Origin of the sequence: Psychrobacter sp. TWP2-1-2, from assembly GCF_049896785.1 — a bacterium.
Classification (GTDB): Bacteria; Pseudomonadota; Gammaproteobacteria; order Pseudomonadales; family Moraxellaceae; genus Psychrobacter.
Genome location: NZ_JAFCVA010000001.1, coordinates 1 through 20,307, shown reverse-complemented (window position 1 = coordinate 20,307; position 20,307 = coordinate 1). Strand labels below are relative to the sequence as shown.

16 protein-coding genes and 1 pseudogene are annotated in these 20,307 nt (G+C 43.6%); 3 read left to right on the top strand and 14 right to left on the bottom strand.

Annotated elements, in window-relative coordinates:
* Positions 1 to 432: 432 nt before the first annotated feature.
* Positions 433 to 1,191 (top strand): IclR family transcriptional regulator, encoded by a 759-nt coding sequence (locus ACP7AE_RS00085; protein ID WP_045446365.1) that lies wholly within the window; start codon positions 433 to 435, stop codon positions 1,189 to 1,191.
* Between the two features lie 80 nt (positions 1,192 to 1,271).
* On the opposite strand, the gene mmsB is transcribed toward ACP7AE_RS00085, so the two are convergent.
* The 8 genes from mmsB to ACP7AE_RS00045 all read right to left on the bottom strand — a co-directional run bounded on the left by mmsB (position 1,272) and on the right by ACP7AE_RS00045 (position 12,967).
* Positions 1,272 to 2,207 (bottom strand): 3-hydroxyisobutyrate dehydrogenase, encoded by a 936-nt coding sequence (mmsB, locus tag ACP7AE_RS00080; protein WP_426240936.1) that lies wholly within the window; start codon positions 2,205 to 2,207, stop codon positions 1,272 to 1,274.
* A gap of 123 nt (positions 2,208 to 2,330) precedes the next feature.
* Positions 2,331 to 3,560 (bottom strand): enoyl-CoA hydratase/isomerase family protein, encoded by a 1,230-nt coding sequence (locus ACP7AE_RS00075; protein WP_426240935.1) that lies wholly within the window; start codon positions 3,558 to 3,560, stop codon positions 2,331 to 2,333.
* 62 nt (positions 3,561 to 3,622) lie between these two features.
* Positions 3,623 to 4,405 carry an enoyl-CoA hydratase gene (locus tag ACP7AE_RS00070; RefSeq protein ID WP_426240934.1) on the bottom strand — a complete coding sequence of 261 codons (783 nt, stop codon included), beginning with the start codon at positions 4,403 to 4,405 and terminating at the stop codon, positions 3,623 to 3,625.
* Between the two features lie 81 nt (positions 4,406 to 4,486).
* Positions 4,487 to 5,647 (bottom strand): acyl-CoA dehydrogenase family protein, encoded by a 1,161-nt coding sequence (locus tag ACP7AE_RS00065; RefSeq protein WP_193008204.1) that lies wholly within the window; start codon positions 5,645 to 5,647, stop codon positions 4,487 to 4,489.
* Positions 5,648 to 5,710: 63 nt separating this feature from the next.
* Complete coding sequence (locus tag ACP7AE_RS00060; protein ID WP_193008206.1) at positions 5,711 to 7,195, bottom strand: CoA-acylating methylmalonate-semialdehyde dehydrogenase; 1,485 nt, start codon at positions 7,193 to 7,195, stop codon at positions 5,711 to 5,713.
* A gap of 360 nt (positions 7,196 to 7,555) precedes the next feature.
* Positions 7,556 to 9,610 (bottom strand): propionate--CoA ligase, encoded by a 2,055-nt coding sequence (locus ACP7AE_RS00055; protein ID WP_426240933.1) that lies wholly within the window; start codon positions 9,608 to 9,610, stop codon positions 7,556 to 7,558.
* Between the two features lie 218 nt (positions 9,611 to 9,828).
* Positions 9,829 to 11,499, bottom strand: a complete 1,671-nt coding sequence (locus ACP7AE_RS00050; RefSeq protein WP_426240932.1) for a fatty acid--CoA ligase — start codon at positions 11,497 to 11,499, stop codon at positions 9,829 to 9,831.
* Between the two features lie 268 nt (positions 11,500 to 11,767).
* On the bottom strand, positions 11,768 to 12,967 hold the full coding sequence (locus ACP7AE_RS00045) for an MFS transporter (protein WP_426240931.1): 1,200 nt from the start codon (positions 12,965 to 12,967) through the stop codon (positions 11,768 to 11,770).
* Between the two features lie 412 nt (positions 12,968 to 13,379).
* Between ACP7AE_RS00045 and ACP7AE_RS00040 the strand changes: the two genes are divergently transcribed.
* Positions 13,380 to 14,369 (top strand): dienelactone hydrolase family protein, encoded by a 990-nt coding sequence (locus ACP7AE_RS00040; protein ID WP_426240930.1) that lies wholly within the window; start codon positions 13,380 to 13,382, stop codon positions 14,367 to 14,369.
* A 151-nt stretch (positions 14,370 to 14,520) separates the two neighbouring features.
* On the opposite strand, the gene ACP7AE_RS00035 is transcribed toward ACP7AE_RS00040, so the two are convergent.
* Positions 14,521 to 15,312 (bottom strand): ankyrin repeat domain-containing protein, encoded by a 792-nt coding sequence (locus ACP7AE_RS00035; RefSeq protein WP_426240929.1) that lies wholly within the window; start codon positions 15,310 to 15,312, stop codon positions 14,521 to 14,523.
* A 301-nt stretch (positions 15,313 to 15,613) separates the two neighbouring features.
* Here ACP7AE_RS00035 and ACP7AE_RS00030 point away from each other — a divergent pair, with 301 nt between their 5' ends.
* Positions 15,614 to 16,360 (top strand): hypothetical protein, encoded by a 747-nt coding sequence (locus ACP7AE_RS00030; RefSeq protein ID WP_426240928.1) that lies wholly within the window; start codon positions 15,614 to 15,616, stop codon positions 16,358 to 16,360.
* A gap of 94 nt (positions 16,361 to 16,454) precedes the next feature.
* Here the strand turns inward: ACP7AE_RS00030 and ACP7AE_RS00025 are convergent, their stop codons facing one another.
* The 5 genes and pseudogenes from ACP7AE_RS00025 to ACP7AE_RS00005 all read right to left on the bottom strand — a co-directional run.
* The gene (locus tag ACP7AE_RS00025) at positions 16,455 to 16,964 is read right to left on the bottom strand and encodes an Rrf2 family transcriptional regulator (RefSeq protein WP_426240927.1); all 510 of its coding nucleotides are present in this window, start codon (positions 16,962 to 16,964) and stop codon (positions 16,455 to 16,457) included.
* Between the two features lie 284 nt (positions 16,965 to 17,248).
* Positions 17,249 to 18,490 carry an NnrS family protein gene (locus tag ACP7AE_RS00020; RefSeq protein WP_198330716.1) on the bottom strand — a complete coding sequence of 414 codons (1,242 nt, stop codon included), beginning with the start codon at positions 18,488 to 18,490 and terminating at the stop codon, positions 17,249 to 17,251.
* Between the two features lie 199 nt (positions 18,491 to 18,689).
* A complete protein-coding gene (locus ACP7AE_RS00015; RefSeq protein WP_426240926.1) occupies positions 18,690 to 19,001 on the bottom strand; it encodes an FAD-binding domain-containing protein in 312 nt (103 codons plus the stop codon).
* The gene (locus ACP7AE_RS00010; RefSeq protein WP_426240925.1) at positions 18,971 to 20,101 is read right to left on the bottom strand and encodes a deoxyribodipyrimidine photo-lyase; all 1,131 of its coding nucleotides are present in this window, start codon (positions 20,099 to 20,101) and stop codon (positions 18,971 to 18,973) included. The genes ACP7AE_RS00015 and ACP7AE_RS00010 overlap by 31 nt, the downstream gene beginning before the upstream one ends.
* Before the next feature lie 70 nt (positions 20,102 to 20,171).
* Positions 20,172 to 20,307 (bottom strand): annotated as a pseudogene (locus tag ACP7AE_RS00005) (zinc ribbon domain-containing protein); the annotation flags it as partial.

The window sequence follows — 20,307 nt, the reverse complement described above, 5'->3', positions numbered from 1 at the left end:
GACTTTCTGTTACACAATGCTCTTAAAGTAACTCAGCAGCGCAAACATGAATATTGGTTAGCTTAATCTTCATGTAAGGATATTACAAAATATGTCATTATAATGACCCACCTCTTTATTTAACTCAATGACAGTTATATAGCTTATTACTACAGTTTGTTGTATTTTGTGAGATGGTGTAGTAATTATTGCTTTTAGAAAACTTTTCAGAAAAAAGTATTGGTATCAGTTTTCAATATTGTATGACTGTGTGACGTTAGTATTGATACATTTAGTATTGGCATATAAAGTAACTAGATCTTGTCTAGGCTTGATATTATGCTAAATTAGAGGTTAGGGAAAATGTGTCACAAGGCTGCGTATTTACTTTTATCTGTTAATGCCTTGTTGTATTTCCTACTGTATTCTTTTTATTCTTATTGAGCCACTCATATGCCTAAAGTATCGTCGATTACCCGTGTGTTAGAGATTATCGAGGCGGTGTCCTATGCCTCAAAACCGCTCTCGCCACTTGAGCTATCGCAAGAGCTTGATATTCCAAAGCCGACCATTCATCGATTGATTCAAAATCTGCTCGATGAAGGGTTTGTGACTGTGGATATTGGCGGCGGCATTATACCGGGCAAGCGAGTACGAAACTTGGGTGTTGAGCTTTGGCAGCAGCGATTGTTCTTTAATGAGCGACAAATGATTTTGCAAAAGCTGGTTGATGAGCTAAAAGAGACTTGCGGGATCGGTGTGCCTTATCAGATGAACATGATCTATACCAACCGTGCAAATACGACCTTGCCGATACAGATTTATTTGCCAGTGGGCGCAAAGTCGCCAATGTGGTGTACAGCGACTGGTAAGCTGTATTTGAGCCAGTTGCCGCGCACAAGCCGCGACAAAATTCTGCAAAACCTGTCGTTGGATAAGTTTACCAAAAATACGATTACCGATATCGATGCGCTAAACGCTGAGCTTGATCGTATCGCTGAAACAGGTATTGGTATCGATAATGAAGAGTTTATCTCTGAGATGGTGGCAATCGCCGTACCGATACGGGATAGAAAGTCGCGCTACCTTGCCTCGCTGTATCTTCATGCACCGACCATAAGAGTGTCTTTAGATGATCTCTTAACCCATGTCCCACGACTGCAAAAAGCAGCGAAAGATATTCAGTCTCTCGTCTATGACCTACCCAGCTAGGTGATGCAATATAAGTAAAAAAAAGGTCTGCATTAAGATAATAATGCAGACCTTTTTTTAGTTATGCTTTTTTTAATATCTTAAGTCAATACTGAGCTGTCATGTCGCGCCATAATGCTCGAAAAATCTTTGTCGCCATTCTCGACGGTATGCGCAGCATAAAGCTCAGTCGCTTTAGCGCCCATTGGCGTTTCTACATGAGTATCTTCAGCGGTCTGCATGGCAAGGTTAAGGTCTTTTTGCATTAGCTTACTCATAAAGCCGCCTTGATAGCCATTGCTAGAGGGGACATTTTCCATCACTTGCGGATAAGGATTATAGACTTCTAGCGTCCAGTTACGACCTGAACTTTGTAGCATGATATCAGATAGAACTTTTGGATCGAGACCATTTTTGACGCCCAGATTAATCGCTTCGGCCGTTCCTGCCATCAAAATTCCAAGCAGCATATTATTACAGATTTTTGCGACCTGTCCTGCGCCATGCTCGCCTGCATGGAAGATGTTTTTGCCCATCACAGCCAGTATCGGCTCAGCTTTGGCAAAGGCATCAGTGCTGCCACCAACAATAAAGGTTAACGTACCAGCGATAGCACCACCCGTACCACCAGAGACTGGAGCATCTAAGAAGTCTATGCCAAGCTTACTTGCCGCCTCTGCCACCAACCTTGCATCAGCCGCTGCAATAGTACTACTATCAATGACCAAGGTGTCTTTTGGTAAATTCGCCAGCAGACCACTATCTCCAAGATAGACAGAATGGACGTGCTTGCCAGCGGGCAACATGCTGATAACTACTTGGGCATGACGTGCAGCATCTTTAGGACTGTCTGCTACACTGGCACCTGCTTGCTGTAAGCGCTGAGTCGCATCCTCAGACAAATCATAAACCGAGAGCGGGTAACCTGCTTTTAACAAATTCTCTGCCATTGGTGCGCCCATATTACCAAGCCCAATAAAAGCAATATTTGGCTTAGTAGTATCGTTATCGGTAGCATTTAGATCCTTTGTATTCATCTCATCATTCCTTGATGGTTAGTATTAATCATGCGCGCAGGCGTTGCTACACATATAGCTGTAAACTATTTAATTGAGTGTAATTTTAATTTGATGTCTATATTGAATTGATAAATTTAACTTTTAACGCACAGACTGACTGCCTATAGCCTCATCACCCAACCAATCGCCTAACGGATGCTCACCTTTAGCATAAGGATTCACAAAGTGCTGCTGTATGTACGCCTGCCCTTCGCTACTCAAGCAGTCTGCTAGTGAGCGTGACCACTGTGGATTACGGTCTTTATCAATTAATAGCGCACGTACGCCTTCTCTAAAGTCAGGATTAGCGGCACAATTTACGGCTACGTTGGCTTCTAAATACAGAACTTGCTCTATCGATAAGTCAGTGACTTTATAATAAAGCGCATAAGTTAAAGCAGCGGTAACTGGGCAGCCATGGCGATAAGTATCTACTGCTCGCTGCGTCCAGCTATCATTTGCAAACTCTGTATCTATTTTTGCGAGTGCCGCATCACTTTGTAATAAAGCATCGATATCACCCAGTCCGCCGCTGTTCATCAACTGCTGAATAGATTGCCAATGGATTGCCAATTTACTAGCAGGCAACTCAGCAATTGGTTGCGCTGCAAGCACACGGCTAACGATACTATGAGCACTATTGTTATCGCATTTATCCGTACGACTAGCGGCAACCTGCCAATCACTCTGTTTTAAACTTTGTATGACGGCATCATAGTCACTACTGGCGACGGCATACTCTGCAAGATTGGCTAATAGCGCATCATTGCCATTACACATCGCGCCCGTCAACCCTAAGAACAAGCCCGTCTTAGCTGGCATACGCTGCAAAAACCAACTGCCAGAAGCATCAGGGAACAGCCCAATAGTCACTTCTGGCATGGCAAAGCGCGTGCGCTCTGTGACCAAGCGGTGACTACAACCTGCCATCAAGCCCATGCCGCCACCCATAATAATGCCGTCACCCCAGAGTATTAGTGGTTTGGAATAAAAGTGCATCTGCCGATAAAGACAATATTCATGACCAAAAAATTCTGTCGCATAAGGATTCGGTAGCGGTGCATCACTAGACATACTGTCATAAAGCTTGCGAATATCACCGCCAGCACAAAATGCCTTATCGCCTGCGCCTTTTAATAGTAATGCTACCACTTGCTCATCACCTTCCCACTGCTCTAGCTGTTGCGATAACAATTGACACATCTCAACGCTAAGGGCATTAAGAGATTTGGGCGTGTTTAACGTCATTATTCCAATCAGGTGACCACAATCTGTCGGCTCGGTGCTGAATAGTACCGGCGCGTCTGATGTGCCTTCTATAGCTACTGTCATAAAGGTGACCTACAAATATCAAAAGAAAAAAAATAGTATCATTAAGTTTGGTTATATAGCGTTTATTTATTTTGCCAAACGGGCTTACGCTTCTCTAAAAATGCTTGCACGCCTTCACGCTGATCTTTGGTATCAAATAATTTAACAAAGGCTTCACGCTCATGGATAAGGTTTTGCGCAGGTGGTGTGTCTCTTGCCGCTTGAATAAGTGTTTTGGAATAACTGACCGCAACTGGTGATTGTTTAGCGACTTTTTGTGCCAAGGCTTGTGCTGCTAATAAACCGTCACCTTTTGCAGTGACTTCTTCGACTAAGCCAATGCGTAGTGCAGTCTGGGCATCGACGCGCTCGCCGCACAATATCATACGCTTTGCCCAACCCTCGCCTACCAAAGCCGTTAGATTTTGCGTACCACCGGCACACGGCAACAATCCCACACCCGTCTCGGGTAGTGCCATCTGCGCATGTGCTTCTGCGATACGGATATCACAAGCGAGTGCGCACTCAAGACCACCACCCATCGCATAACCATTGATGACAGCGATGCTTACGCCGCGATAGGCTGACAGTGCCTCGAACGCTTCACCAAAGGCTATCGCCATACTGATCGCACGACCTTTATCACCATCTGCAAAATTATTTAAATCGGCACCTGCTGAAAAGAACTTTTCGCCATCGCCATGAACAATTAGTGCATATACCTCGTCGTTGGCATTGAGGTCCGTGACCAGTTGCTTAAGCGCCTGTAGACTGTCCATCGTCCACGTATGAGCAGGTGGGTTATTTAGGGTTAGCGTCGCAATATGACCATTAATTGATAGTTTTAAGTTGGTATAATCCGTCATGAAATATCCTTGTTATAATTTTTTATAAAACCGCTTTATTTATAAATTCGAATAAGCAAATTATCCATTTATATAAACTGATTAGCGTAACTGGCTCAACGCATCATCTTGTAAGAGCTGACGCGAGACAATCACGCGCATAATCTCATTGGTACCTTCTAAGATTTGATGGACACGCAAATCTCGCACATGGCGCTCAAGCGGATACTCATTGAGATAACCGTAACCACCATGCAGCTGTAAGGCTTCGTTGGCGACATCAAAACAAAGATCCGTCGATAAACGCTTTGCCATCGCACAATAAGTAGAGGCTTGAACATCGTTATTATCGACTTTGCTCGCCGCTAAATAGAGCATTTGCCTTGCGGTAATGGTTTGGGTCAGCATATCGGCAAGCTTAAATTGTACCGATTGTAAGCTGGCGATCGGGCTACCAAACTGGCTACGCTCTTGCACGTAATTGGTCGCTGTCTCAAGCGCCGCTTGCGCTGTCCCTACTGCACAGATGCCGATATTAATCCGGCCGCCATCTAAGCCTTTCATAGCAATACGAAAACCTTGACCTTCCTCGCCGATGAGGTTTTCTACTGGCACTTTGACATCTTTAAAGCTAATCGTCCGTGTCGGCTGTGCTTTCCAGCCCATTTTATGCTCGTTTTTGCCGTATTCAATACCAGCACTGTCTGCATCAACGACGAATGCTGAAATCCCCTTTGGACCTGCAGCGCCCGTACGTGCCATAACGACCAACACATCGGTTGAGCCTGCACCTGAAATAAAGGTTTTTTCACCGTTCAGCACATAATACTCGCCTTGCTTATCGGCTTTGGTACGCAGTGATGCGGCATCAGAACCGGCATTAGGCTCGGTCAAACAATAACTGCCCAGCCATTCGCCGCTGACCATATTTGGCAAATATTTTTTGCACAGCGCATCGCTACCAAATTCGCCAATCATCCAGCCTGCCATATTATGAATACTCATATAAGCCGCCACAGACGTATCGCCCCATGCCAGCTCCTCAAATACCATGGCAGAATCTAGACGCGGCAGACCCAAACCATCATAGTCAGGATTGGTATATAACCCTAAAAAGCCGAGCTCGCCTGATTTTTTAATCACATCGACTGGGAAATGCGAGGTGCGATCCCATTCAGCGGCATTAGGCTTTAGCTCTTTTTGGGCAAACTGTCTGGCAGTTTGGCGAAAGGCAATTTGGTCATCGGTCAATGAAAAATCCATGGGGTCATCCTTGTGCTGAATAGGGTGTATTAAAGCGTCAATGCAAATATAGGTGATTCAGCGTTAAATTGAAATAGTCGTATTGACGCCGCGACTTGCTTCATCATCAAACCAACGCGCCGTAACGGTCTTGGTTTGGGTATAAAATTGCACCGCTTGCTTACCATAAGGACCCAAATCACCAAGTTTACTAGCACGTGAGCCTGAGAATGAGAACATCGGTAGTGGCACAGGAATCGGCAAGTTAATCCCGATTTGACCGACTTGGATATCTTGCTGGAATTTATGCGCGGCAGCTCCTGACTGAGTAAAGATAGCCGTGCCGTTACCATGCGGATTGGCATTGAGCATCTCAATTGCTTCATCTAAGCTGTTGGCACGCATGATACACAGTACAGGTCCAAAAATTTCTTCTTTGTAAATTTGCATATCTGCAGTGACGTTATCAAAGATAGTTGGACCAACGAAGTTGCCCTGTTCATAACCTTCAACCGTAATGCCACGACCATCGAGTATCAAACTCGCCCCTTCTTCTACTCCAGTACCAATCAAATGCTCAACACGCGCTTTTGCCGCAGGAGAAATCAGGGGACCCAAATCTTTATCATGCTTACCAGCTGAGACGATTAAACCCTCAGCTTTGGCTTTGATATCATCAATCCACTCACCGGCAGCACCGACAAGGACAACCACAGATAACGCCATGCAGCGCTGACCAGCAGCACCAAATGCCGCGCCTGCTAGTTGATTCAGCGTTTGCTCTTTATTAGCATCCGGCAAGATAACGCCATGGTTTTTTGCGCCCATCATACACTGTGCGCGTTTACCTGATTGACTGGCACGCTCGTAAACGTGTTTGCCGACGTTGGTCGAACCCACAAAAGAAACTGCTTTGATATCAGGATGATCACAAATAGCATCGACAGTAGCTTTGCCGCCATGTACGACGTTTAGCACACCTTCAGGTACACCTGCTTCAACCGCAAGCTCAACCAGACGCATGGTGACCATCGGATCTTGTTCAGAAGGCTTTAGGATAAAAGTGTTGCCCGTAGCAATCGCCATTGGGAACATCCACAGTGGAATCATCGCTGGAAAGTTAAATGGCGTGATACCAGCACAAACACCAAGTGGCTGCCAAATACTGTAAGTATCAACGCCTGATGCAACGTTTTCAACGAAGTCACCTATTTGCAAATTGGCAATACCAGCAGCATGCTCAACCACTTCTAAACCACGGAATACATCGCCACGCGCATCAGCAATGGTTTTGCCCTGCTCTGCGGTCAGGATTTCTGCTAACTCATCCATATGATCGCGTATCAGTGCTTGATACCTTAAAAATATACGCGCACGTGTGGTGATTGGTGTTTTGCGCCACGTTTGAAACGCTGCTTTTGCTGCTGCAACGGCTTGATTTATTTCATCGTCAGTAGTTTGCGGAACTTTGGCAATAACTTCTTGCGTGGCAGGATCAGTGATATCAATCCATTCACTGGTATTAGAATCAACAAATTGACCATTGATGAGCTGCTTGACGTGGTGCATAAGATATCCTTATCTTGTTTGCGAGACTACCCTTTAGCGGTGTCTTAATATTCAAAAAGAGAGAAAAAATGATGAGCTTTTATTGATCAAACGTAATTTATAAAATGATTTATTTCGTATCGTTATTGACTATACCAATAAACCATTTTTAGGGTCAAGCGCTTTGTCAAAATTTTATCTGAGTTTATGTTAACGAGAAAAACTTTATGTAAGGTATATTTTCAGTTTGAGCGAAAGTGACTAAGTGATGATAAAAATGAGGAGGCGCCTTAAATTAAAAACAAAAAAGCCCATGATTGTGCATGAGCTTTTTTTCAATATTAACGTCAGATGGCTTTTTTCAATTAATACGCCATCGTATTAGTAGTCTTTCATGGACTGCTTAATCGCCTCAATCGCTGTTGGATTATCAAGCGTTGACATATCTCCTGTTTCGTTGCCTTCTGCTAAAGCACGAATGGCTCGACGTAAGATTTTGCCAGAGCGCGTTTTTGGTAGTGCTTGCGGGAAATAAATTGCCGCTGGCCTTGCGATACCGCCAAGGGATTTGACCACAGCACCGATGACCTGCTGCTCAATACGGAAACGATTTTCGATAGTTGTGACTTGTTCATGATCTCTCAGCACACAAAAGGCTATCGGCAACTCTCCTTTCAATTCATCATGAATACCCACAACCGCACATTCTGCCATTTCTGGATGCGTGCTAATCGCTTCTTCAATTTCTTGCGTGCCAATACGATGACCGGCGACGTTAATCACATCGTCAGTGCGCCCTAAGATATAAAAATAACCCTCCTCATCAGTCACGGCATAATCCGAGGTTGAGTATTGCTTGCCATCAAACAGACCAAAATAACTGCTAATAAAGCGTTCGTCATTTCGCCATACCGTGGTCAGACAACCGGGCGGCAATGGTGCACGAATCGCGAGCAGTCCTTTTTCGCCAGCTTTACAAGGTTCGCCAGTTTCTTCATTAATGACATGCGCATCATAACCATACATGGGATAACCGGGTGAGCCTTGCTTGTGTGGCTTATGATTAAATTTAGGCGTGTTACTTAGAATGGGCCAGCCAGACTCTGTTTGCCAATAATGGTCTAAAATTGGCACACCTAAATGCTTAGTCAGCCAATTGGCTGTCGATTCATCCAGTGGTTCACCTGCCAAAAAGAAGGATTTTACGCTGGAGACATCATAGCGTGTCATCCATGTCTCATCTTGTTTTTTCAGCATACGGACACCCGTCGGTGCCGTGAATAAAATATTGACCTTGTTTGCTTCGACAATTCGCCACCAAATACCGGGGTTTGGGCGATGCGGCAGACCTTCATACATCACACTCGTCATGCCAGCCAGCAATGGTGCATAAATGGTGTAAGAATGCCCGACCGCCCAGCCGATATCTGATATCGCCCAAAATGTCTCGCCCGCCTTGCCATCGTAGATATAGTCCATCGACGTCGTTAGCGCAACCGCGTGACCACCGGTATCACGTTGCACGCCTTTTGGCGTACCCGTAGTGCCTGAAGTATACAGAAGATACGACGGCGTATTTGACTCAAGCCAAACTGGCTCGACAATCGCATTGGCTTCACAGCTGATACGGCGCTGAGTTGCATAATCAACATCAATATTTTTTGGCTCAAATGGTAAAATGCCACGATTGATGACCAATACATGTTCGGGCTTAACCGTTGCTTGCTCGACCCCTTGATTGACAAGATTTTTATAATTAATAACTTTACCACCGCGCAAACCTGCATCCACCGTGATGACCATTTTTGCTTCAGCATCATCCATACGAATGGCTAAGTTATGCGCCGCAAATCCACCAAATACCACAGAATGTACAGCACCGATACGAGCGCAAGCCAACATGGCATAAGCGGCTTCTAGAATCATCGGCATGTAAATGACAACGCGATCGCCCTTGCCAATACCATGACGCTGTAGCACATCAGCAAAATAATTGACTTCTTTATATAGGTCATTATAGGTCAGACGACGTTTGGTATAGTCCGTGTAAAGCTCGACGTTGTTACCCAAGTCTTTAAACGCATCGACGACTGCAGGAAAGGTTTCTATTAACTCTTGGTTAATCTCAGAGGATAACCAGATAAAAGCATCCTGTTCTGCGCGCTCTGCAAGATGGCGATCCACACAGTTATAGCAAAGATTGGTCTCGCCACCGACATACCACTGCGCAAATGGCAGATTGCTGTCATCAAGGATTTGTTCAGGCTCTTTATGCCAATAGATACGCTTTGCTTGCTCTGCCCAAAACTGCTCTTTATTTTCAATAGAAGAGTGATAAATTTCAGCAAAAGTTTGAGTGGTATTAGATGACGCTTGAGAAGTCTGAGCTTGGTCTGACGATTGGTTGGTCACTGAAGTGGCGGTTTGCTCGCTCATAATAGCTGTCCTTAGCATAAATGATGGGTAATACGATGTAATATTGTCTAATAATGTCATAGTAAAGATTGGCTATCCCTGCCAGCTATCTCTAATAGAACAAAAAACCGATACACTACGTATCGATTTAGTAGGTATCGGTTTAAAATGTAGCAGAGCTAACCATAAAGGTCAACTATTAAGCCAGTTATCTGCTCAATAGTTAAGACACTTTAAACCTACACCTCAGTTTGATCAGCATACATCTCACGCATCACTTTTTTGTCATGTTTACCAACAGAAGTCTTTGGCAACTCATTGACGAACTTAAACTGACTTGGCACACCATATTTCGGAATAATACCCCGCTCTACGGCTTTCTCAGCAATGGCTTTGATATTATCAACGCTCGTGTCTTGAGCATTAGGTTTTAACACAATCAAGGCCAATGGACGCTCGCCCCATTGCTTATCACGTATCCCAATCACAGATACGTCAGCGACCGCTGGATGTAACGACAAAATCGTCTCAATCTCTAATGACGATATCCACTCGCCGCCTGACTTAATGACGTCTTTTAAGCGATCAGTAATTCTAATATAACCATCAGGACGTATATAAGCAATGTCTTGGGTGTGCATATAGCCGTTTTCCCACAGCTCTTTGCCCGCATCGTCATTTTTTAGATAGCTTTGCGTTAGCCAAGGTGCGCGCAATACCAGCTCACCCGTATTGTCTTGACCGGTACCAACCGACTCATTATTGGTACTCCATATTTGAGCATCCACCATCAGTACGGGCTTACCAGTCATACAACGGCGAGCGATATCTTCATCTTCACTCATTTTAGGCTCGTCGAGACTAAATTCTGTCAAGCTAATAAGGGGCGCTGTCTCTGACATACCATAACCAGTATATACTTCGATACCTTGTGCCATGGCGGTTTTTGCCAGACCTTCTGTCAATCGTGAGCCACCGATGATCATTTTTAAACCATTAAAGCTAGCACCGCGATCTTGCGCTTCTTTGAGCACCATTTGCAAAATCGTTGGGACACAATGGGTAATACTAACTTTTTCATTAATAATCAACTCCATTAACACATCTGGTGCATAGCGTCCCGGATACACTTGCTTCAGACCAGCCATGGTCGCGGTAAATGGAAAGCCCCACGCATGAACGTGGAACATCGGCGTCATCGGCATATAGACATCACCGTAACTGACGCCTTGCTTGTCGGGCAGCATACCTAGTGTCGCCGCTTCGGTGAGGGTATGCAATACTAACTGGCGGTGGCTAAAGAATACGCCTTTTGGATCGCCCGTCGTGCCTGAGGTATAAAACGTTGTGGCAATGGTATTTTCATCAAAATCTGGGAAGTCAAACTCACTATCGGCAGCTTGTAATAACGCTTCATACTCACCTACTACGCGGTTTTGATTACCACCGAAGACTCCTTCAGATGTCACGCCATCATCATCTAGCCAAATAATGTGCTCAATACTAGAGTTTTCAAACTGATAGCTTTTGACCAATGGCGCAAACTCAGAGTTGAGCAGCAGCACTTTTGGCTTAGCATGATTGATGGTATAAAGAATTTTTTCTGGTGATAGGCGGATATTAACGGTTTGCAAAATATACTCTGACATCGGTACCGCGAAATACGACTCAAGATAACGATGGCTGTCCCAATCCATCACCGCCACTATATCACCTGCATCCAGATTCAAACCTGCTAAAACATTAGCCAAGCGATTGATACGGTTGAATAAATCTTTATACGTAAGGCGTTTTTTATCAGCATAAATGATTTCTTGCTCAAGCGACACCGTTTTGGCACGGTTCAATAGTTGCTTAACTAATAAGGGATAATCGTAAGCAGAAGGGGCGCTGTGGTAAATATTTGACATAGATATGACGTCCTTGTTGGTCATGCGGATAAGTTATTATGCGGGTGAATCATGGATAATTGATGGCACGCAGTTCTAGTTATTTTAGCTTTTACTTATAAAAAATTGGCTGTTTAAAAATTGATAGCGGCTAACATTATTAATAGAATTATTAAGGTGTATTGAACAGGCTATATCGATAGTAAGAAAAAATAGGTGCTATGTAAAGCAACCTTACATAAACATCCTAAGCTGCAATAGCTTGATGAAAATTTCTCAAAAACAGCCATCAAGCCGCGCGTGATTTTGTTTTAATCATACCAAAACTGGCAACCAGTAATGCCAAAATCTGTACAAATAAGAGCAGCCATACTGTGAGCGACCACTGCCCGCGCGCATAAGCCATGCCGCATAACCACGCACCCATCGTACCGCCAGCATAATACCCCATGTAATATAAACCAGACGCCAATGAGCGCCCTTTTTTAACATTGACGGCGATATAACTGATGGTGGCAGCTTGGGTGATAAAGACACCTGAGGACATAATAGCAAGACCAATAATAATGCCCCATAACGGCGTCACTAGCGTTAACAGCACCCCAATCATAGAAACGAAAACAGCCACGCGTACTGTGCGCGCTGAACCAAAGCGACGTAGCAAAGTCGTCGACAATGGCGTGATGACAACACCTATCAAATAAACGGCAAAAATATTGGCAAGCGCACCCGTACTCAACTCATATGGCGTCTTAGCAAGATGTAGATTGATAAAGGTAAAACAACCCACGAGTGAGAATAAAACACACGCTCCTAGCAGACACGCCGTTACCACATAACGATTGGTTAAATGCTCACCGAGCGTCTGCATCGCGGAACGAAAATTCGGATTGGCCACAAACTGCTGTGACGATGGTAGCATCTTGCCGACCCACAGCGCACCGATAAGGGTCATCGCTGCCATCACATAATAGCCTTCACGCCAGCCGATAAGCTCGTGCAAATGCCCAAGTAAAAATCGCCCCATGAAGCCGCCAAGTACCGAGCCTGAGACATAGAACGACATCAGTTCTGTGACAGCGCGTCCCTCAAACTCTTCACCGATATAAGCAATCGTCACCACGGTAATGCCCGGTACAGACAACCCTTGCATAAACCGCCACATGCCCATCCAACCAATACTCGGACTTTGGGCAATTAAAGCAGTTGGTATCGCTAAAAATAATAACGCGCCAACGATAAAGGATTTACGCCCCACAGCGTCAGACAGCATGCCCAAGAATGGCGACATAATAGCAATCGCCATCACCGTTGCACCGACGATCATGCCAGCTTGTACCTCAGTTGCTGAAAGGTCCACCATCAATACGGGCAAAATGGCCTGAATAGAATACACTTGCAAAAAAGCAAACATCCCAATCAAACCAATGGTGAGTTTTAAGACCCACGATGTTGCATTATTGATTGGTGTAGATAGAGGTTCTGGCATATTATTTTGGGGTTTACTGATGGTATTTTTCACAGGGATACAGGCTATGTTGGACGCGGATGATCTGGCGTGAGTAATAGAAATAGGACGATAATAGCTGAAATAATGACAAAAACAATGATGACAATAATGGCTGATGCTAGGGATAGCCGTCATGTATGATTTTAGCACACCAAATACCAGACTCTGGTTTCGGTGTGTTATCGGTATTGCTTTATTTATGCTTAGGGTCTGTTGAACACTAAAAACTGCTGATTTATATACTGCGTAGGTGACGTATATTTTTGACAGCAAGCAGATTACTGTCTACTATTATTTTGATCTATTATATATAAATGCAATTCACAAAAACTTATATCCACAAAATATAACCTGCAGCGAAATCCAACTCACCTATAGCAGACTCTCTATCATGCCCAAATACCCTTATTATTCGCAATGGATTGTCGCTATAGGTATCCTAGTTTTTTCTATAAATGCGTCGGCAGTTACGTTAGACGAAGTAGCCGCAACGAACAAGCTCACAATTAAAGAGCAATCGACCAAAATAGTATCAACCCCGATAGCGTCAGCGATTGCAATAACATCGCCTGTATCAACACCAGCCGTGCCGTCAAACTGTATCGCCGACAGTATTATTACAGCGGCTAATCTGTCAGATACGCGTGATAAGGGGTCTTTTTCGGTGGCTAAGAAAGCTGTTCCTCGTCAGTTAGCTAACGGCTTTGGTGGCGGAACTATTTATTATCCAACCAATGCAGGCGGCTGTGGTCTGTTAGGCGGAATCGCAGTGATACCCGGTTATGTGTCCTACGAATCTTCTATTAAATGGTGGGGGCCGCGTTTGGCATCTTGGGGATTTGTGGTTATTACCATCGATACCAACTCCATTTATGATGACCCAGAGAGCCGTGCGGCACAGTTAAGTGCCGCGCTTTATCATATGCTTCGTGACAATACGGTAGGCGCTCAGATAGATAGTACGCGCTTGGGCGCTATTGGCTGGTCAATGGGCGGCGGCGGCGCTCTCCAGCTAGCGACAAAACGTCAGACGGTTCGAGCGATTATTCCGCAAACGCCCTATCATGATAAAGACTATGGCGAAATGAACACGCCCGCTTTATTCATTACTTGCCAAAATGACCGTATCGCCTCAAATAAAAAATACAGCAGTCGTTTTTATGATAAGGCTACAGGCGCAAAAATGAAGATTGAGATAAAGAATGGTAGCCATTTTTGTCCAAGTTATCGTTTTAATGAGATATTACTGAGCAAGCCCGGTATTGCTTGGATGCATCGCTATATTAATGGCGATACCCGCTTCGATCAGTTTTTATGTCGTAACGACAATTATGGTAACAATCCTCGTATATCCGCTTACGACTATAAAAACTGCTCATAAACAAGGCACTCATGAGAAAAGCACTTATAAACTAGGTACTGATAAACTAGACACTTATAAACAATCCGCTGGTCAACGTCTGACTTGGGAGCGCTTAGCATAGAAAAAGGCTACCGAAATGGCAGCCTTTTTTATAAAGTCATTAACGCAATTATTCACAGCTCGCTTTGCCAGTGCGATGATTCACAGCACCATTGGCGGCTAATAGCTTTTGCATATCAACCAAATCTCGCGAACACGCATATGAATAGGCACCTTGATTATACGAGCCCATTTTTTTGTCTTTGGTCGTTGCCACAAGATTTGGATTAGCACCTTGCGCCAATAAATATTTGACAGTTTCAAGGCGATTATTACTAGCTGCAACCATAATCAAGGTTTCACCATCACTTTCTACCGTCTGATCATTTAAGTCCACAGGCGCTTTTTCATTCAATAACGTATGTACTTTTTTGACAATATTGGTATTTTTTCCCAGTACAGCAGATTTCATGACGTTATACACATCACCGTCATCTTTAGCATAGATATCAGCGCCTTTACTGACTAAGTAATCGACCATATCTTCATAGCCGATAAAAGCAGCCCAGCCTAACGCCGTTTGGTTAAGGCTACCTGTATCTTTAACTTCTAAGTCTTGACCATTGTTAACCATATATTTGACCGTGGCTAGATCACCATGTTTTACGGCGTCAAACCAAGTAGCCTCTACACCTGTAGAGGGTTTGTCATAAAACACACGCCAAGAAAGTTTGTTTTGATTGGCAAGATCAAAATTCTCAGTAGTGCTGAAACGAAAATCTACTTGTGGGACTGGTGCGGTTTGAGCAGCTTGGATAGTGTCAATTTTAGTGACGCTGTTATCAGTGTTTAGGCTTGAGCAACCTGCTAATAACATCGTTGCCATAACCGCTGATGCGCTCATTTGTCCAAAAAATCTCATGACTCAACCTTCAAATACAAATTAAATAGTGAGAGATATTATACAGATTCATTAAATAACAATCTATAAATTATAAGCTATGAATGACAATGACCCTTGGTTAATATAGGCTTATATCAGACTTTAACGCTATACACTGAACCTAACAATCAACATCTTTTTTATAACAGACTTTAGGTACATGACTCACCATAATAAGAGGTGGTTTATAATAAATTGTCATTTATTGATGAGAAATATTCATTATTAAAATTGCTAAGACATCAAGAAACTCAAATAAAAACACTAAGGAATAATTTCGATGACCGATAAAATTCATGATTTAGGGGCAGGATTTTGGAATATACGCGGATCTTTTCGCATTGGTGGTGTTCTAAACATTGGTACTCACTGCTCACTTATACAGTTAAACTCAGGAAAGTTTATATTTTTAGATAGCTATTCATTGACTGGTGACGTACGCGATGAGGTGATGGCATTAACCAATAATGGTCAAGATGTCGAAGCAGTACTGAACGTCCACCCATTCCATACGGTGCACTGTGCACAAATGGCAAAAGACTTCCCGCAGGCGACCTTTTATGGCAGTAGCCGCCACCATAAAAAAGCACCTGAAGTAAAATGGGCAGATGACTTGGTTGAAAGCGATACGGTCGCCAAGCGTTACCCTGAGCTTAAGTTCTCAATGTCACAAGGCATCCACTATATCTCACCCAATGAGATGATTCATGCAGGCTCACTATTAGCCTATCATCCTACCAGTCAAAGCTTGCACGTCGATGATACCTTTATGAGTCCACCGATGAAGTTATTAGAGGCGATATTACCTGAACTGATACTACACCCAACGACCAAAAAAGCGCTAAAAAATGAGCCCAATGCAGGCAAGCAATATTGCGATTGGGCAAGCAATTTGGCACATGAATGGCGCGATGTGCGTAATTTCTGCGCTGCACATTCCTATTTAGTGACATTCAATGACGGTGAGTTTGAAGTGGCACTATTAAAAGCCATTGATAAAGCCCGTCCAAAATTAGAAAAAGCTTAATTGACCGTATAATCTCATATTAGAAGCATAACAAAGGGAGTGACCAAGATGGTCGCTCCCTTTTTTGCAATGATGCCATCAACATCAAAAGTTATTAACGAAACAATAAAGACGCTAGCTCATCTTCGTTATTGATGATATCTGCCAAGGTATAGCGTTCAAGGACGTTAATAAATGCCGTCAGCGCTTCAAAGAACACACTTTTTAGTTGGCATGCTGGGCTAATGACACAGCCTCTAGCATTATTTGTCGTTTCATCAATAAGCGTAATAGGCAAACCAGTCTGTCGACCATCACTGCTCTTGCCATTCGCGGGGGTCGCAAAGCATTCGACCAAATCGAAGTCTGGCTCTATTTGTTTAATTAATACACCCAAATTGATGTCTTTTGGCGCACGAGCCAAACGTATACCGCCATTTTTACCACGCACACTTTCTATATAACCAAGCTGACCCAACTGATGAATAATCTTGGTCAAATGACTTTTAGAAATGCCATAACTGTCGGCAATACCACTGATATTTGCGAGTAATGGCGGCTCTGGTCTCACCGCCAAGTAAATCAATGAGCGCAGTGCATAATCGCTATAATTGGTCAATCGCATTTATTTGCGCTCCTATTTTATATAAATCTCTCAAGTATGTATCAGCCTAAATTTTAGCAATGTAACTCTATAATTTTGAAAATGAGGGTCTTGAAAAGTCAGTGTCTCAAACAAACGGTATTTCGGATAAACGGTATTTCAAACAAACAGTGTCTGGAAAACAAAGGTCTTAAAACCTTATAACATTTGCAAAATAATCTACTTAAAAATATCAACAATCAGTCGATAGACTTGGATAAATCCCCTATTATTTTGGCGATAGCATTATAACGGCTCTACAGGCTCTAACCAAACAAACCATCAGGTCTAGGACGTGCCAGCATCGGCAAATAACTGATGCAAAATAGCAGGAAGCAAGCAATCCACGCCCCTTGGGCAATCATGATCCATAACAGATAGTGACTCATATCGGCAAGCGGCAATAGCACGCGACTGACAAATGCTAATACCATCAGACCATACATAATATTCACCGTCTTGGGCGGCTGATGAATGCTACGTCCCGTATGACCAAGCGATACCCGCGTCATCATCGCCACGGTCATCATACCAACGCCTGCAATGGCAAGCCCATGCATCGCAATACTATGAGTATAGCCCAACCATGGTTGCAGCGCATACAGCAGAAAACTCAAACACATGCCCAAAAATGCAACATATAATGACCAAAGCAATGGCTTTTGCCAGATACCGCGATGATACCAGCCTACCAGACGGACGATATTAACCACTGCTACGCCAAGCGCCGTAATAGTCAGCAGATACTTATTAGGATAAAACAAGTCACTGATAAAAAACGCTAAGAAAAACAATAAACTCGCAATATCCTGTACTTTACTATTGCGCAACTTGATGACTTCCGTCGTTCCAACACTCAGACCACGTTCAATAAAGAATGGCACCACGCGGCGACCAATGGTCAGCACCAAGCCGATAATCAAATAAAACCCTAGATAAATACCTATTTTAGTCATACTCATATCGGCATTGATAATACCCCAGTAGCAGATTCCATTGCCAATGGTCAATAATGCCAGTTTCGCTAAGATGCCCATTTGCTTATACTGCTTGACCTGTAATACCGCTCGACATATCACAAATGCCATCGAAGCGATAAACAATAAGTCAAATACTGCGGCGACATATAACAACGATATACTGCTACCCTCAACCGTCATACCAAGCCCAAAACCTGCCCAGCTCAAACGTGCCAACAGCCAACAGCCAAATATAGCCAGCAGCTTATAACCATGCGGCATCATTACCCCTGTCCACGTCTTCACTGCCGTGAGGAGAAATCCTGCAATGACCGCCAAGGCATAACCATAGACCATCTCATGACCGTGCCAGTACAACGGATTCAGTGCTTGTGCGTCAATATCTGTATGACCGGTAAATACAAAAGACCATAGCAGCATCGTTATCACGGCAAATAGCGCGGCAGCACTAAAAAATATTCGAAAGCTCAAATTCAGAATAGGATGCGGAGAGCTGGGCGGCTTGCTGGGTAAGTTGATCGATTGCATGGCAGTCTTCTTAGAAGCATGTGAATAGAGTTTAACTTAAATATTCATTTTAAATGAATGTTATAAGTTATACAATAGTGATAATTTTATAACTCATTATAACGGTTTGCTATTAGCATAAAAAATAACCGCTGATAAGACTATTAAGCGGTTTAAAACGTGCTATTCAGCATTTATGGTCTAAAATCTATAAACCGCTTTAACTTACATGACGGCCTTGCCATTTATCAATGAACTCAGCATTGGGGTCGTATTGTTGGGTTTGCTTGCTAAGATTAAATTGCCGACATCCTCTTGGATCAGCGCCTACGCCCGCTAGATATTGCCAATTCCCCCAATTACTCGCGACATCATAATCGATAAGATGCTGCTCAAAATAGGTTGCACCGTAACGCCAGTCTAAACCCAGCTCATGAATAAAGCAGCTAGCAACGATTTGTCTGCCTCGATTGGACATATACCCTGTTTGCTTTAGCTGATTCATGCAGGCATTGACGATAGGATATGGCATGCTGCCATTCTGCCATTCTGCCATTGCTGCAAACGCTGATCGTCAAAATGAGTAGCTGGTAATTGATGACCAATGCCCTTAAACAAAAATAGATTGCTACCATGTTCAATCGCATACCAATAAAAATACTCGCGCCACAGCAGCTCAAACCAAATCCAATACGTTGACTCATTGGCGATAATCTCACGCTCATAATGACGTAAGCGATTCAACAGTATTTTCACAGACAAGCAACCTTTTGCCAGCCAAGGCGAGAATTTAGTAGAATGCGTCCAGTCATCCAATGCATTACGTGTGGTTTTATAAGTGCGCGGCGCAGCAGAATCAAAATAGTGAGTTAAATGAATCATTGCATTTGTTTCACCACCTTTAAAGCTAAGCGCTTGCTCATTAGATGCTTGTGTTTTAAAAAGGTATTTACTATGACCCATCAACGCATCAGGCATTGGCGGTAGCGACTTTGGCGTAGGAAAAACAGCCACCTCGTCGTCAGCATTCAATAAATCATGGCTTGCTTCAACCTTTTTGCGAAACTGGGTAAAGCTTTTGGGCAGGTCTTGTGTCGGTAAATCAGCAAATAGCATATGGGTTGATTGCCTGTGCCATATTATCTGCGGATATTTGCTCTGCAAGGCAGCATAGCCTTTATTTTGATTATAATCTGCCGTGTGGCTGACACAGATATCGGTGACTTGTTGCTGCTCAATGAGCTGGCATAACTTAGTAAAGGTGTTTAAGGCAGACTCTACCTTATCTGGCGACAAATGACTCTTTGATAAATAGCTTGGCGACAGATACAGTAATCGATTACCAAGGCGCTGAAGCGATCGATCCAAATCTGCCAAACTCTCAGACAAGAACTGCTGACGAGCAGCGCCCATCTCATTAAAGTGGTAAGCTTGACGGCTCTCTCTCGATTGAATGCAATCAGCCAAAAAATCAGCATAGATGAGCATCAGGTTGCCTTGATTACTTTTAGCCAATGTCGCCGCTTTGACTAACGTTTCATTGTCCTCTATGCGCAAATCGTTATGAAATAAGACCAATACCGCTTTTTTGACTGACTTATTTGATGCGTTGTCTGATTGGTGATTTGACATACTCTCGATTCCCAAGTAGTTAAACGCGCTCACTTGAAGCTGAGTCTAAACTTTGACTTCCTCCCCGCCCTCAAAGGAGGGGGATTCCTACTAAAGACGGCCAAGCCCGACCGCGAGAATGTTTTTTGCTCCATTAACGTCTCTGTTATGGGTCGTTTTACAAGAACGACAAAACCATACTCTTATACCAAGCGCTGATCTACCTT

Bases quoted from the DNA above. Each gene is read 5' to 3' on its own strand.
- ACP7AE_RS00055 (WP_426240933.1), bottom strand. From the start codon at position 9,610: ATGAGCGAGCAAACCGCCACTTCAGTGACCAACCAATCGTCAGACCAA.
- ACP7AE_RS00075 (WP_426240935.1), bottom strand. From the start codon at position 3,560: ATGACAGTAGCTATAGAAGGCACATCAGACGCGCCGGTACTATTCAGC.
- ACP7AE_RS00025 (WP_426240927.1), bottom strand. From the start codon at position 16,964: ATGCGATTGACCAATTATAGCGATTATGCACTGCGCTCATTGATTTAC.
- ACP7AE_RS00060 (WP_193008206.1), bottom strand. From the start codon at position 7,195: ATGCACCACGTCAAGCAGCTCATCAATGGTCAATTTGTTGATTCTAAT.
- mmsB (WP_426240936.1), bottom strand. From the start codon at position 2,207: ATGAATACAAAGGATCTAAATGCTACCGATAACGATACTACTAAGCCA.
- ACP7AE_RS00035 (WP_426240929.1), bottom strand. From the start codon at position 15,312: ATGAGATTTTTTGGACAAATGAGCGCATCAGCGGTTATGGCAACGATG.
- ACP7AE_RS00040 (WP_426240930.1), top strand. From the start codon at position 13,380: ATGCCCAAATACCCTTATTATTCGCAATGGATTGTCGCTATAGGTATC.
- ACP7AE_RS00050 (WP_426240932.1), bottom strand. From the start codon at position 11,499: ATGTCAAATATTTACCACAGCGCCCCTTCTGCTTACGATTATCCCTTA.
- ACP7AE_RS00015 (WP_426240926.1), bottom strand. From the start codon at position 19,001: ATGCCATATCCTATCGTCAATGCCTGCATGAATCAGCTAAAGCAAACA.
- ACP7AE_RS00070 (WP_426240934.1), bottom strand. From the start codon at position 4,405: ATGACGGATTATACCAACTTAAAACTATCAATTAATGGTCATATTGCG.
- ACP7AE_RS00065 (WP_193008204.1), bottom strand. From the start codon at position 5,647: ATGGATTTTTCATTGACCGATGACCAAATTGCCTTTCGCCAAACTGCC.
- ACP7AE_RS00030 (WP_426240928.1), top strand. From the start codon at position 15,614: ATGACCGATAAAATTCATGATTTAGGGGCAGGATTTTGGAATATACGC.
- ACP7AE_RS00045 (WP_426240931.1), bottom strand. From the start codon at position 12,967: ATGCCAGAACCTCTATCTACACCAATCAATAATGCAACATCGTGGGTC.
- ACP7AE_RS00020 (WP_198330716.1), bottom strand. From the start codon at position 18,490: ATGCAATCGATCAACTTACCCAGCAAGCCGCCCAGCTCTCCGCATCCT.
- ACP7AE_RS00010 (WP_426240925.1), bottom strand. From the start codon at position 20,101: ATGTCAAATCACCAATCAGACAACGCATCAAATAAGTCAGTCAAAAAA.
- ACP7AE_RS00085 (WP_045446365.1), top strand. From the start codon at position 433: ATGCCTAAAGTATCGTCGATTACCCGTGTGTTAGAGATTATCGAGGCG.